Here is a 13,015-nt window from a genome sequence, read left to right on the forward strand (position 1 = left end):
GCGGCAAGACGGTGGGCATTCCCGGCTCACAGCGACCTCCCAGCGAACGCGCAGGGTGACCGAAGACCCGCTTGCCATCGTTCCAGTGGAACCCCTCGACGTGACTGGAGACGACCGATGACGAGCCTGCTCGACCCACCCCGCACCCACAGCGTGAGCCCCGACCCGCCGGCGCGTCCACCGGGTCGCGTCCGTCGGGTCATCCGCGGGCCGGCCGGACAAGCGGCGTACGTCCGGCCGGCCGCACTCGGCCTCCTGATCGGCACGGCCTTCCTCTACCTCTGGAATCTGACCGCTTCCAGTGAGGGCAACAGCTTCTACGCCGCGGCCGAGCTCGCCGGGACGCAGAGCTGGAAGGCGTGGCTGTTCGGATCGCTCGATGCGGGAAATGCGATCACGGTCGACAAGCCGCCGGCGGCGCTGTGGGTCGCGACCGCCTTCGCGCGGATCTTCGGGTTCAACAGCTTCACTGTGCTGGCACCGCAGGCGCTGATGGGGATCGCTGCCGTCGGGCTGCTCTATCTGACGGTGAAGCGCCTCGCCGGGCCGGCGGCCGGGCTGATCGCCGGGACGACGCTCGCGTTGACTCCGGTCGCCGTACTGATGTTCCGGTTCAACAACCCAGATGCGCTGCTCGTGCTGCTCATGGTGGCGGCGGCGTACTTCGTCGTACGGTCGCTGGACAAGGCGTCGGCGCGGTGGCTCGCCTTGGCCGGGGTGGCGATCGGGTTCGCGTTCCTGACCAAGATGATGCAGGCGTTCCTGGTGCTGCCGGCGTTCGGGCTGGTGTATCTGATCGCGGCGCCGACGTCGCTGCGCCGCCGGTTGCTGCATCTGCTGGGTGCGTTGGGCGCGGTGATCGTGAGTGCCGGCTGGTACGTCGCGCTGGTGGAACTGTGGCCCGCGTCGAGTCGCCCTGATATCGGTGGGTCGACCAACAATTCGATGCTGGAGCTTGCCCTTGGTTACAACGGGCTCGGGCGACTGCTGGGCGGTTCGGGCAACGGCGGTGGTGGTGGCAACGGGACTACCGGCTTCGGCGGGAGTGCGGGGATCACGCGGATGTTCGGAGACGCGTTCGGGACCGAGATCTCGTGGTTGTTGCCTGCGGCATTTGATCGCGTTGGTCGGTGGGTTGTGGCTGACGCGTCGCGCGCCGCGGACGGATCGCTTGCGGGCCGGGCTCGTGCTGTGGGGCGGGTGGTTGCTCGTGACCGCGGCGGTCTTCAGCTTCATGAGTGGGACGGTGCATCCGTACTACGCGATCGCGCTGGCACCGGCGATCGCCGGGCTGGTGGCGATTGGTGTGTGGATCGCTTGGCAGCAACGGGCTTCGCTGTCGGCGCGGCTGACGCTGGCCGCGATGGTGCTGGCGACAGGCGCGTGGGACTACGTGTTGCTCGCCCGTACGGCGGACTTCATGCCGTGGGCGAAGTACGTTGTACTCGCGGCCGGCGTGATCGGTGCAGCGCTCGTGATCGGCGGCCGGTACGTGCGACGGTTGCTCCCGGCTGTGGTGCTCGCGCTCGTGGTGTCGCTCGGTCTCGGGAGTACGGCATACGCGGTGTCGACGGCTTCGCAGACGCACAGCGGCTCGATCCCGACCTCAGGCCCGAGCACCAGCGCTATGGGTGGCGGCATGCGCACAGGCGACGGCGGTGGCCCCGGCGGATCTGGCGGAACCCCACCCAGCCGCTCAGGTCCAACCACAACGACCCAGCAGCAGGGTGGTGGCGGGATGGGCGGTAATGCCTCTGCGAGCAGCGCGCTGACTGCCTTGCTGGCGAAGACGACCACCACCTGGGCCGCCGCGACCAGCGGGTCCCAGTCGGCGGCGTCGCTCGAGCTCGCCACCGGGAAGTCCGTCATCGCCATCGGCGGCTTCAGCGGCACCGACGACGCCCCGACTCTGGCCCAGTTCAGGGAATGGGTCGCCGAAGGCAAGATCGCCTACTACATCTCCGGCGGCCAAAGCGGCGGCGGCGCCGGCGGCAACTCCTCCGCCGCCAGCCAGATCCAGTCCTGGGTCGCCGCCAACTTCACGGCGACCACGGTGGGCAATACCACCGTGTACGAACTGGTGAGCTGACGAACCGCCAGCCCATCACAACTGCACAGCTCGGTCGGGTGTCCCGCGTGGGCGCCCGGCCGAGCGCCGATTGTGATGGCCTGGCGGTCCCCACCCTGCCGCCGCATGGCAGACTCTGGTGGCGTGACGGCGCAGATTCTGGACGGTAAGGCCACGGCGGCGGCGATCAAGGACGAGTTGAAGGTCCGGGTCGCGAAGCTGGCCGAGCAGGGTGTGGTGCCCGGGCTCGGCACGATCCTGGTCGGAGACGACCCGGGCAGCCGGGCCTACGTGGCCGGCAAGCACCGCGACTGCGCGGCGGTCGGGATCTCGTCGATCCAGGTCGAGCTGCCGGACACCGCGACCCAGGACGAGATCGCCGCGAAGGTCCGCGAGCTCAACGAGAACCCGGAGTGCACCGGCTTCATCGTCCAGCTGCCGCTGCCGAAGCACGTCGACACCAACGAGATCCTCGGCCTGATCGACCCGGCCAAGGACGCCGACGGTCTGCACCCGGTCAGCCTCGGCAAGCTCGTGCTCGGCCAGGACGGTCCCTTGCCGTGCACCCCGAAGGGCTGTGTTGAGATCCTGCGGCGGTACGACGTACCGATCGCCGGAGCCCACGTGGTCGTCGTCGGCCGCGGGGTGACCGCGGGCCGGCCGATGGGGCTGCTGTTCACCCGCAAGTCCGAGAACGCGACCGTGACGCAGTGCCACACCGGCACCACCGACCTCGCCGCGGTCGTCCGCACCGGCGACATCGTGATCGCAGCGGCCGGATCGGCCGGCCTGATCACCGCCGACATGGTGAAGCCGGGCGCCGTACTGCTCGACGTCGGCACCAGCCGCAGTGCCGAGGGCAAGATCGTCGGCGACATCGAGCCCGCCGCCCGCGAGCAGGCGGCGTGGATCGCCCCGATGCCCGGCGGCATCGGCCCGATGACCCGCGCGATGCTGCTCACCAACGTCGTCGAGGCCGCCGAAGCGAGCCTGGCCTGATGACCCGGCCGGCCGAAGCGGGCGTGACGTGCTGATGGCGGGAGAGGCTCGACGCCGGAGCGAATGGCCTCTCGTGCTGTCGCTGCTGGTCGGCCTGACCGGCCTCGTCGTACTCACGTTCTATGACTGGCGCAACGGCGTGCTGGTGTTCGCCGCCGGCGTCGTCCTCGCCGGCTTCCTCCGCGCGTTCCTCAGCGACAACGCAGCCGGCCTCCTCCGCGTCCGCGGCCGCATGTTCGACACCACGCTCCTCGTCCTGGTAGGCCTGTCCATCGCCACCCTCGGCCTCATCGTCCCGAACTGACTCGCGCGCCCGGCATAATCGGCCTGGTGCCGATCACCATCCGTCCAGCGTCAGCCGACGATGCGCTACGGGTCGTCGAGGTCTACGTCGACTCATGGAATGCGGGGTTCGTCGGGCTGATGCCGCCGATCGCTCTCGACGAGGGCCGGGTCGCCCGGTGGGCAGGAGAGTTGGCGGAGGGCAACTGGTGGGTCGCGGAATACGATGGTGTCGTCGCCGGGCTGGTCGGCGTCGGCCCGAGCCGGGATCCGCTGGATCCACAGCTGGGCGAGCTCGACACGATCGCCGTGGATCCGACGTACTGGCGGACCGGCATCGGTACGGCACTCATGCACAAAGCCCTCGACGAACTGGCCGCCGGCTACCCGGAAGCCATCCTCTGGACCCTGGCCGACTACGACCGGGGCCAACGCTTCTACGCATCGACCGGCTGGCAGCCCGACAGCAACACCCGCGACAACGGCCACCAGGTGTCGTACCGGTTCACCTTCTCCTGGAACCACACATAGGGTCGCGGGTATGACGAGTGTTCGTGAGGATTTGGCGCCGACTGGGGTGTTGCGGGCGTCTATCAATCTGGGGAATCCGGTGCTGGCCCAAGGGACGCCGGAGGAGCCGGCCGGGGTAACCGTCGACATTGCGCGGGAGCTTGCGCGGCGACTTGACGTGCCGCCCGAGCTGGTCTGTTTCGACGCGGCCCGGAAGTCCTTCGAGGCGATGACCTCCGGGCAGGCGGACATCTGCTTCCTCGCGATCGACCCGGCGCGGGCCGGTGAGGTCGCGTTCACGGCGCCCTACGTCGTGATCGAAGGGGTCTTCGCCGTTCCGGCAGACTCACCGCTTACCACCGTCGACGAGGTGGACGGCCCGGGTGTCCGGATCGGCGTGAAGCAGGGATCGGCGTACGACCTGTACCTGACCCGGACGTTGCAGCAGGCAACGGTTGTGCGAGGTGACGAAGGCGTCGACATCTTCCGCGCCGAGGGGCTGGAGGCGACCGCCGGCATCCGGCAGCCGATCGCGCGGTTCGTTGCCGAGAACCCCGATGTCCGGCTGATCGACGAACGCTTCATGGAGATCCGGCAGGCCGTCGGCACCACGAAGACGCGCAGCCCCGAGACGGTTGCCTACCTGCATGGTGTGGTCGAGGAGCTCAAGGCCAACGGTTTCGTCGCCGACGCGCTGGTCCGTTCAGGCCAGGCGGACGCGTCGGTCGCGCCGCCCGCGGCGCTTTAACTCCACTAGGACGCGCGAAGACCCCCGGGACGTGGTCCCGGGGGCCTTCGCGGGGGTTGGGGTCAGCCGAGGAGGTTGAGAGCCGCGACTGCGTCGCGCTCTTCGCCGAGCTCGGCGGTGCTGGCGTCGATGCGGCCGCGGGAGAAGTCGTCGATCTCGAGGCCCTGGACGATCTCCCAGTTGCCGTCCTTCGTGGTGACCGGGAAGGAGGAGATCAGGCCCTCAGGGACGCCGTACGAGCCGTCGGAGACGACCGCCATCGACAGCCAGTCGCCATCGGCCGAGCCGCGCAGCCAGTCGCGGGTGTGGTCGATGGTGGCGGCCGCGGCGGACGCGGCCGACGACGCGCCGCGGGCCTCGATGATCGCGGCGCCGCGCTTCTGCACGGTCGGGATGAAGTCGTTCTCCAGCCAGTTCTGGTCGTTCACGACCTCGGCCGCGTTCTTGCCGGCCACCTCGGCGTGGAAGATGTCCGGGTACTGGGTCGCGGAGTGGTTGCCCCAGATCGTCATCTTCTTCAGGTCGGTGACGTGCGTACCGGTCTTCTTCGCCAGCTGGGCCAGCGCACGGTTGTGGTCCAGCCGGGTCAGCGCGGCGAACCGCTCGGCCGGGATGTCCGGCGCGTTGCTCTTCGCGATCAGCGCGTTGGTGTTGGCCGGGTTGCCGGTGACGGTGATCCGGATGTCGTCCGCGGCGTGCTCGTTCAGCGCCTTGCCCTGGACGGTGAAGATCGCGCCGTTCGCCTCGAGCAGGTCGCCGCGCTCCATCCCCTTGGTCCGTGGCCGCGCGCCCACCAGCAGTGCGACGTTCGCACCGTCGAAGATGACGTTCGGGTCGTCGCCGATCTCCACGCCGGCCAGCGTCGGGAACGCGGAGTCGTCGAGCTCCATCACGACCCCCTCGAGCGCCTTCAGCGCCGGGGTGATCTCCAGCAGCCGCAGCTCGACCGGCGTGTCCGGCCCGAGCAGTGCGCCGCTCGCGATCCGGAACAGCAGGCTGTAGCCGATCTGACCAGCGGCCCCGGTAACGGCCACCTTCACCGGTGTAGTGCTCACGACACGCTCCTTCTGTGCTTGTGGGTGCTTCGGACGCTAGCAAGCCACGCCCACCGACCCAACGCTGGGGCACCGAGTACTTCCTCACACCCCCTCAAACTCCACTTTGAGCATCCACCGACCATTTTTCGCCCGGCAAATTGGTTGGTGGCTTCTCAAGGTCGCTCGGCAGGCGGGAGTGCGCGGTTGAGAGGATGGGTGGGTGGAACACAGGGTCGGCTCTGGGATCGCGAGCGTTGAGGCAGCGGCCGACGGGACGTTCGTGCTGCGGGTCGACGGATCTCTGCAGTCGCAGGTGGACCTTGCGGATCCCGCCCATCTGTCGTTCGAGTACATGCGCCGGATCGGTGACGTCGTCGACGCGGTGGCACCCCGGCGTCAGCCGGTCGCCGTCGTCCACGTGGGCGGCGCGGCGCTCAGCCTGCCGCGGTACGTCGCCACGACGCGCCCCCGCTCCCGGCAGATCGTCCTCGAACCCGACGAGGACCTGACCGAGTTCGTCCGCGAGGCGCTGCCGCTGCCGAAGCGCTCCGGCATCAAGGTGCGCGGCGTCACCGGCCGGGCCGGCATCACCGAGCTGTACGACGACTCGATGGACCTGCTGATCCTGGACGCGTTCGAGCACGAGGCGGTCCCGGCGAACCTGGTCACCACCGAGTTCTTCACCGAGTGCGCCCGCGTCCTGCGGCCCTCCGGCGTACTGGTCGCGAACCTGATCGACGGAACCGCCGGCCTGCCGTTCATCCGTCGTACGGCGGCCACCGTGCGGGCCGTGATCGGCGACGGCGTGGTGCTCGCCGAGCGGAAGATCCTGCGAGGCAAGGGATTCGGGAACGTCATCCTGGTCGCGTCGCCCCAGCCCGTCCCCGACCTGACCACGGCCGGCGGCCGGGCCCAGCCGCCGTACGACGTGATGCCGCTGAGCGAGCTGGCCGGGAAGGCGGCGCCGCTGAGCGATGCGGAAGGGTTCGTCACGCCGCAGGCGCCGCCCGCAGTCTTCCGGAGCTGAGCCGGTCGAGGGCTTGCGCAACCGCCGCCCGCTCGTCGGGCGTCGCACCGATCGCGCGCACGAGGTGGTCGAGCCGATCCCGGCGGGCCAGCCGGCTGCCCTGTAACCAGCCTTGGATGGTGGTCCTGGGGATGCCGGTGAGCCGCTCCAACGTGCGCAGGGACCTCGGCCGGGCGAGCGCGGACAGCGCCGCTCCCAGGTCCTCCAGCGTCTCGGCGGTCTGCAGCAGTTCGACGACGTCCTGTGGATCGCGGCTCGCGGCCTCCCAGTACCGTCGCCACACCGGGAGCAGCTCAGCCGGCACACCGCAGCCGGTCAGGAACGCGGTCGTCACATCCCAGGACGGCAACTGCCGGCCGCTGGTCGCGCGGACCAGGTGCGCGTGCGAGTAGTGCGCGTGGTCGGCGAGCTCTCGATAGGTCAAACCCGCCTGCCGCCGGACTCGCTGCAGGGCGCCCGCGAACGCTTCCAGGTCCATGGTGACCTCCTCGCGATCAAACATAATTCAACATGAACAAACAAATCAAGTGACAGGAGTCAAGTTACGATTGGCCAATGTCCGTCGCGAGGATTGCCGCACTGACCTACTACCCCGTCAAGGGGCTCTCCGGGGTGTCCGTGGATCAGGCCGAGGTGGGTCCGGCGGGACTGCGGAACGACCGGAACTTCATGCTCGTCGAGCCCGACGGCACCTTCCTCAGTCAACGCAGCCTGCCCGCGATGGCAGCACTGCGCGCGGAGCTCGCCGGCGACGCCATCCGGCTGTCCGGCCCTGGCGCGCCGGACCTCGAGATCCCGATCCAGTACGACGGCAAGCGGCGCGACGTCAGCCTGTTCGGGAAATGGTTCGGGCTAGGTGTCGTCCAGGACCCGGCCGCGGACGAGTGGTTCACCGAGCGGCTCGGCAAGCCGGCCACGCTGGTCCGGGTGACGCCCGAGCACGATCGGCCCGGCTGGGGTGTGCATCATGGCCAGACCGGCTTCGGCGATGCGCACGCGCTGATGATCACGTCCCTGTCATCGCTGGACGGGCTGAACGAGCGGATCGTCGAGCGAGGTGGCGACGCCATCCCCATGAACCGCTTCCGCCCGAACATCGTCGTGGCCGGCTGGCCGGAACCGCATACCGAGGACAGGGTCCTGCGGATGTCCGCGGGTTCGGTCGAGATCGGCTACTCGGCCCGCTCGATCCGCTGCGCGGTCCCGACCGTCGACCAGTCGACGGGCGAGAAGTGTGGTCCCGAGCCGACCCGGACGCTCGCGTCGTACCGGCGGCAGCCCGACTACGGCGGCGGGGTCAGCTTCGGCATGAAGGCCGCGGTGCTTGCCGAAGGCACCCTTCACGTCGGCGACGAGATCCTCGTGCACGAATGGATCCCGGCCGGCCCCGACCCGGCCCCCAACCGCCGTTAGCCCGCAGACTTGTGCGCCGGGTACTTTCGCCGCTGCCGGCATCGGCTGCGAACTGTCGACGCCCCGCGGGTTCGGCGCATCCGTCGTACCAGGTGGAGCTACCTGGCAACGCGCACGGTCCGACCTGGTTCGCGCGGGAGGCACCACCATCAGCCTCCACCCGTCCGAGATGGTGCTTGACGCGGTACTAGCAGGCGACGCGGGCGCGGCCGGTGACGGCCTTGTAGGTGCAGGTGTCGAACGTCTTGCCGGCCGGCGTCTGGAACCGGGCGGTGTCGCCGGTGTTGTTCCAGATGTAGTTGCCCTGGTTCCAGTACAGGGTCTGCGCGCGGTTGCGGTTCTTACCGGTGCGGACGATCGCCGTCGTCTGGCCGGCGAGGACGTAGCCGCGCGGGAAGGCGAAGACATGGTTCGCAACGTCCAGCACACGGAACCCGGACAGGTTGATTGGCCTGCTGCTGATGTTGCGGATCGTGAAGAACTCCTGGTTCAGCTGCGCGTTGGTGCGGTAGTCCGGACCGGGCGGGTCGTACTGGATCCCGCTCAGCACGACCGTGATCGCCGCTGACGCGGACAACGGTGCGACGACCGCCGCGGCGACCGTCACCGCGGCAGCGGCGAACCCGGAAACGAGCAGGTTGAAGCGTCGTGCGAACAAAAGATTCCCCCTGGGCAGTGGGCCCGAATTCCCCCCGGGCCTGATCAACATGGCTGCCGGTTCCCCCCGGCCGTCGCACGGTAGTCGTCACGCTGCGTGCTCGTCAAGGGCTCAACCGACCGGTGTCGCGACCCCGTGCTCGAGCATCCTGACGCGGGCGGCCAGGCCGGCTTCGCCGAAGGCCTTGAGGAACTGGTCCGGGCCCTCGGTGAAGTGCGCCCAGCCCTCGGTGTGGACGGGCACGATGGTCGCGGAGCCGAGGAGGTGTGCGGCCTCGACCGCGGCCTCCGAGGTCAGCGTGAGCGCCGCGCCGTCGAGCAGCGTGGTCCGGGCGCCACCGGCGAAGAGGACTGCCACGTCGATCGGCGCGAAGCGATCGGCGATCTCCTTGACCAGGCCGATCGACGCATTGTCGCCGGACACGTACACGGTCGGCAGGTCCGCACCGGTCAGCACGAATCCGGTGACGACACCGAGCACCGCCTCGGCGCCCTCCGGACCGTGCAGTGCGGGTACGCCGGTCACCGTGACGACGCCGCCATCCGGACGCGGCAGTTCGATGGACTCCCAGTTCTCCAACGCTCGTACGCCGGGAATCCGGGTGGCCGCCCCTGGGGTCGACAGCACCGTCGGGACCGACGGGAGCAGGGCGCGGCCCGCGTCGTCGAGGTTGTCCTTGTGCTGGTCATGCGAGAGCAGGACGACGTCGACCGGACCGAGCTCCGCGGCCGGGATCGCCGGGCCGGTCAGCTTGGTCATCACCCGGCCGGGCAGCTGGTAGTCCCGGGGCTCGTCGAAGGCGGGGTCGGTCAGGAACGTCAGCCCGCCAAGGCTGACGACGGCGGTCGGGCCGCCGATGTGCGTGATCTTCATGTCCACGATCTTCGGTTCCGGCGCGCCGATCCACCATTGGCCCGCGAGCCACAGTTCCTGAAGATCGGGCCATACTGGTCCCATGCGCACAGTCGCCGTCCTCGCGTACGACGGGATCAGTCCGTTCCACCTGTCCGTGCCCTGCCTGGTCCTCGGTGATCGCCACGGTCCGCCGAGTCAGTACGACGTACTCGTCTGTGCCGAGGAACCGGGATCGCTGCGGACGAACGCCGGCTTCGGGGTGACTGTCGATCGCGGGCTCGACGTGATGGACGAGGCGGATGTGGTGGTGCTGCCGAGTTGGCATCCCGGTCGCGAGCCGTCCGCCGTACTGATCGACGCGATCCGCCGGGCGCACGCGCGGGGAGCGACCGTGGTCGGTCTGTGTATCGGGGCGTTCCTGGTCGCGGCGAGTGGGATCGCGGACGGGCGGGAGGTGGTGACGCACTGGCGGTGGGCGGATGAGTTGCAGGCACGGCATCCGGAGCTCACGGTCCGGGCGGACGTGCTGTGGTCGGATCTGGGTGACCTCATCACGTCCGCGGGTACGGCGGCGTCGCTCGACTGCTGTCTGCACCTCGTCCGGACGCATCACGGGGTCGAGGTGGCCGAGCGGTTGGCCCGGGACATCGTGGTCGCGCCGCATCGCAGTGGTTCGCAGGCGCAGTACATCCCGGTTCCGGTGCCGCCCGATCCCAGCGACGACGTGATCGAGAAGGCGATGGTGTGGGCCCGCGCGCGGCTCGATCAGCCCGTGACGCTGGACGAATGGGCGACCGCGGTGGCGTTGTCGCGGCGTACGTTCACTCGGCAGTTTCGCGCGCGGACCGGGATCTCCGGGCAGGCATGGTTGCTGCGCCAGCGGCTGGACCGGGCCCGGTTGTTGCTGGAGACGACCGACCATCCGGTCGAGCGGGTCGCCGGCGAGAGCGGGTTCGGCAGCAGCGCGGCGCTGCGTCACCACTTCCACGCGCTGCTGGGCACGACGCCGCAGCGGCATCGGCAGGAGTTCGGGGCGCTATAGCAGCAGGAACAGCATGTAGACGGCCGGGGCCGCGAAGGTGATCAGGAGGATCCAGGCGATCATCCGGTGCCGGGGCTTGTCGCGGCTCAGCGAGGACGCGAAGTACAGGACGGCGCCTTCCTCGGTGTGCCGGCTCAGGCCCATCTTGCGGGCCTCCTCCGGGCGCGGATCCGGCCGCTCGTCGGCCAATGCGTCCGGCGGAATCCCGAAGTGCGCGGGGAGAGCCGGATCCAGATCATCACGTTCCCCGAACATCCAGCCTCCGCAGGTAGGTGGACCATGAGCCGTCCACCCATGGTCGCACCCCCGCCTGCAAAAGTGCCGCCGCGTCTTACGAGAAGTCAGCCACCCACGCGACACGGGTCTTCTTCGAACACAGCAGTGGGCACAGGACGCCGCTGTCGTGGGGCGATCCCTGGGCTCCCACACCTAGCGTGGTGAGCCCGCAATTCAAGATCGTGCTCCTGCTGTTGTTCATCATTCGGTCGAACGCCTGCTGCGCGGTCATGTTGTCGCCGCCGGCGCCCGTCCCCGAGTTGAGGTTGCTGCCGGACGAAGCACGGTCGCCGGCCTCGGCGCGTGCGCTTCCGGTGAGGTTCGGGTCCTGCTTGAGGCGAGCGCAGCCGTTGTCGACGCGAGCGTTGTCGATCAGGTTGAACAGCTGTAGCTCGTCGCCCGTCATCTGACCGTCCACGGGCGGCGGAGGCGGCGGTGCCGTGGTGGTTGGTGGGGTGGTCGGCCGCTTTGTGCTGACGGTGCGGCCTGGGGAGGTTGGGGCTGTGGTTGGTTCTGTGGTCTTGCCGTCCTTGGTGGGGGACGCGGTGGGGTCGTCGGTCGGGCTGACGGTGGACGGGGTTTCGGTGGGGGAGGCCGAGTCCGTCGGGGTTGGGGTTGGCGTCCGGGTCGCCGTGGGTGGGGTGCTGGGGTGGGCGGTCGGGGGAGCGACCACCGGCTTGGTCGTCGGGGTGATGTAGGTGTCGTCGGTCCGGGTGACGATCGGGACCGAGGCGTCGGCCGGGTCGTTCTGCGGCTGGTGCAGGAGAATCCACGAGATCGGCGTGATCACCAGCACCACGGACGCGATCGCGACCACGGTCCGGCGGGTCCGCGCCGACTTCCCGGCCGCCGCCGACCTCGCCGCCGCGCGCGATCCACCCCGGCCGGGCCCGGAAGACCCACGCCCGCCGGAACCAGAACCGTCGCCGGACCCACCACGACCACCCGCGCGACCACCAGAGCCGCCCGCCGGACCTGCAGTCGAACCAGCAGCCGTCTGTCCAGCCGTACCCGCAGCGCTGGCCGACTCAGCACCGGCGATTCCGGTCCCGGCAGCAGTGCCGAGCCCAGCAGCCCATGCGTCACCCGACGAACCGAGCCCTGAGGTCCCGCGTTCGCCTGTCGAGTCCGACGTACGGCCATCGGTCGTGCCGGCCGCTCTCGTCGACGCAGCACCAGCAGCCGGGCCACCAAGTGATGCCCAGTCGTCGCTCACACCACCGAGTCGCGAGCTCCGACCGTCAGCGTCGTCACCAGCACGTCGCGACGACCAAGCGCCAGCCGTGTCACCAAGGCCGGTGCTTTGCGGGTCCGAAGTGCCTGCGCCGCGCGAGGACCAAGTGCCGGCGGTGTCGCCACGCCCTGGGGTCCGGGCGTCGGCGGCCGCGGAGTTCTCCGACGTACTGGCGCGGCGGGCCGACCAGGTGCCGGCGGTGTCGCCGAGGGTTGCTGACTGGGCGTCCGTAGTGCTGCGGCGCGAGGACCAGGTGCCGGCGGTTTCGCCGAGGTCTGCTGGGGTGTCCGCGTCGGCTGATCCCCGGCTTCGGCGGCCGGCGGCTCGGCGGCCGGGGCGGGGGGCCTGCTCGGGCTCGGTGCCGGCGATGGATTGAGCGACCCACGAGGGGCTACCGCCGGCGGGGCGGGAGCGGGCACCCAGGCCGGAGTCCGCGTCCGGTGGGGTGTAGCTGGGGATGGACGGTCGCGGCGCGTACTGCGGGGTGGCCGGGCGGGACTGGGCATCGGCCCAGAACGGGGACTCGTTGGCGGCGCCCGCGGACTGTGCGGTCGCCCAGAACGGGGACTCGTCACTGCCGCGAGGTGCGTACCGGGGTGGTTCGGGCGGGGCCGGTGGTGGCGGGGTTTCCGCCGCAGGGGTGGACCGGTTGCCGGACCGCGACGAGCGCGAGGCGGCGCGGGTCGCCTTCCTGCGTGGCTTGTACCGGCTGCTGCCGGAGTCGGACATTATGTCGTTGTTCCCTTCACTGTCTCGCCCCCAAGACGTGCCTCGTCAGTCGTCTCACCGGAGCCCCCCAGGACGGTCCGGCGACATGACAAGGACGGATCTACCCGCAGTGACCGACCATGAACCGGCCGGACATT

General features: G+C 69.7%; 15 protein-coding genes. 9 read left to right on the forward strand and 6 right to left on the reverse strand.

Annotated features, from left to right (window positions below; translation table 11 throughout):
- The first annotated feature begins 117 nt into the window (after nt 1-117).
- The 6 genes from OG555_RS19930 (at nt 118) to OG555_RS19955 (ending at nt 4,607) form a co-directional block, all read left to right on the forward strand.
- Nucleotides 118-1,749, forward strand: a complete 1,632-nt coding sequence (locus OG555_RS19930; RefSeq protein ID WP_329484411.1) for an ArnT family glycosyltransferase — start codon at nt 118-120, stop codon at nt 1,747-1,749.
- Nucleotides 1,739-2,089, forward strand: a complete 351-nt coding sequence (locus OG555_RS19935; RefSeq protein ID WP_329484412.1) for a hypothetical protein — start codon at nt 1,739-1,741, stop codon at nt 2,087-2,089. Before OG555_RS19930 ends, OG555_RS19935 begins: the two co-directional genes overlap by 11 nt.
- 123 nt (nt 2,090-2,212) lie before the next feature.
- On the forward strand, nt 2,213-3,067 hold the full coding sequence (locus OG555_RS19940; RefSeq protein WP_329484413.1) for a bifunctional methylenetetrahydrofolate dehydrogenase/methenyltetrahydrofolate cyclohydrolase: 855 nt from the start codon (nt 2,213-2,215) through the stop codon (nt 3,065-3,067).
- A gap of 73 nt (nt 3,068-3,140) precedes the next feature.
- Entirely contained in the window at nt 3,141-3,371 is a 231-nt protein-coding gene (locus OG555_RS19945; RefSeq protein WP_329484414.1) for a DUF3017 domain-containing protein, read from the forward strand.
- Between the two features lie 26 nt (nt 3,372-3,397).
- Nucleotides 3,398-3,880, forward strand: a complete 483-nt coding sequence (locus tag OG555_RS19950; RefSeq protein WP_329484415.1) for a GNAT family N-acetyltransferase — start codon at nt 3,398-3,400, stop codon at nt 3,878-3,880.
- Between the two features lie 10 nt (nt 3,881-3,890).
- Nucleotides 3,891-4,607: a transporter substrate-binding domain-containing protein gene (locus tag OG555_RS19955; RefSeq protein WP_329484416.1), complete on the forward strand. Its 717-nt coding sequence runs from the start codon at nt 3,891-3,893 to the stop codon at nt 4,605-4,607.
- A gap of 62 nt (nt 4,608-4,669) precedes the next feature.
- Here the strand turns inward: OG555_RS19955 and OG555_RS19960 are convergent, their stop codons facing one another.
- Nucleotides 4,670-5,662, reverse strand: a complete 993-nt coding sequence (locus OG555_RS19960) for a malate dehydrogenase (RefSeq protein WP_329484417.1) — start codon at nt 5,660-5,662, stop codon at nt 4,670-4,672.
- 202 nt (nt 5,663-5,864) lie between these two features.
- Here OG555_RS19960 and OG555_RS19965 point away from each other — a divergent pair, with 202 nt between their 5' ends.
- Nucleotides 5,865-6,671, forward strand: a complete 807-nt coding sequence (locus tag OG555_RS19965; RefSeq protein WP_329484418.1) for a spermidine synthase — start codon at nt 5,865-5,867, stop codon at nt 6,669-6,671.
- Here OG555_RS19965 and OG555_RS19970 read toward each other — a convergent pair.
- Complete coding sequence (locus OG555_RS19970; RefSeq protein ID WP_329484419.1) at nt 6,634-7,149, reverse strand: helix-turn-helix domain-containing protein; 516 nt, start codon at nt 7,147-7,149, stop codon at nt 6,634-6,636. The genes OG555_RS19965 and OG555_RS19970 overlap by 38 nt on opposite strands.
- A gap of 77 nt (nt 7,150-7,226) precedes the next feature.
- On the opposite strand from OG555_RS19970, the gene OG555_RS19975 reads away from it, so the two are divergent.
- The gene (locus OG555_RS19975) at nt 7,227-8,084 is read left to right on the forward strand and encodes an MOSC domain-containing protein (RefSeq protein WP_329484420.1); all 858 of its coding nucleotides are present in this window, start codon (nt 7,227-7,229) and stop codon (nt 8,082-8,084) included.
- Nucleotides 8,085-8,271: 187 nt separating this feature from the next.
- On the opposite strand, the gene OG555_RS19980 is transcribed toward OG555_RS19975, so the two are convergent.
- Nucleotides 8,272-8,742, reverse strand: a complete 471-nt coding sequence (locus OG555_RS19980; protein ID WP_329484421.1) for a lamin tail domain-containing protein — start codon at nt 8,740-8,742, stop codon at nt 8,272-8,274.
- Between the two features lie 111 nt (nt 8,743-8,853).
- Nucleotides 8,854-9,615 (reverse strand): MBL fold metallo-hydrolase, encoded by a 762-nt coding sequence (locus tag OG555_RS19985; RefSeq protein ID WP_329484422.1) that lies wholly within the window; start codon nt 9,613-9,615, stop codon nt 8,854-8,856.
- A gap of 82 nt (nt 9,616-9,697) precedes the next feature.
- Here OG555_RS19985 and OG555_RS19990 point away from each other — a divergent pair, with 82 nt between their 5' ends.
- The gene (locus OG555_RS19990) at nt 9,698-10,639 is read left to right on the forward strand and encodes a GlxA family transcriptional regulator (RefSeq protein WP_328523897.1); all 942 of its coding nucleotides are present in this window, start codon (nt 9,698-9,700) and stop codon (nt 10,637-10,639) included.
- Here OG555_RS19990 and OG555_RS19995 read toward each other — a convergent pair.
- Nucleotides 10,634-10,894 carry a hypothetical protein gene (locus OG555_RS19995; protein ID WP_329484423.1) on the reverse strand — a complete coding sequence of 87 codons (261 nt, stop codon included), beginning with the start codon at nt 10,892-10,894 and terminating at the stop codon, nt 10,634-10,636. The genes OG555_RS19990 and OG555_RS19995 overlap by 6 nt on opposite strands.
- Before the next feature lie 76 nt (nt 10,895-10,970).
- On the reverse strand, nt 10,971-12,878 hold the full coding sequence (locus OG555_RS20000; protein ID WP_329484424.1) for a CAP domain-containing protein: 1,908 nt from the start codon (nt 12,876-12,878) through the stop codon (nt 10,971-10,973).
- Nucleotides 12,879-13,015 lie beyond the last annotated feature (137 nt).

It is taken from the genome of Kribbella sp. NBC_01484, from assembly GCF_036227145.1.
In the GTDB taxonomy this organism is placed as follows: Bacteria; Actinomycetota; Actinomycetes; order Propionibacteriales; family Kribbellaceae; genus Kribbella.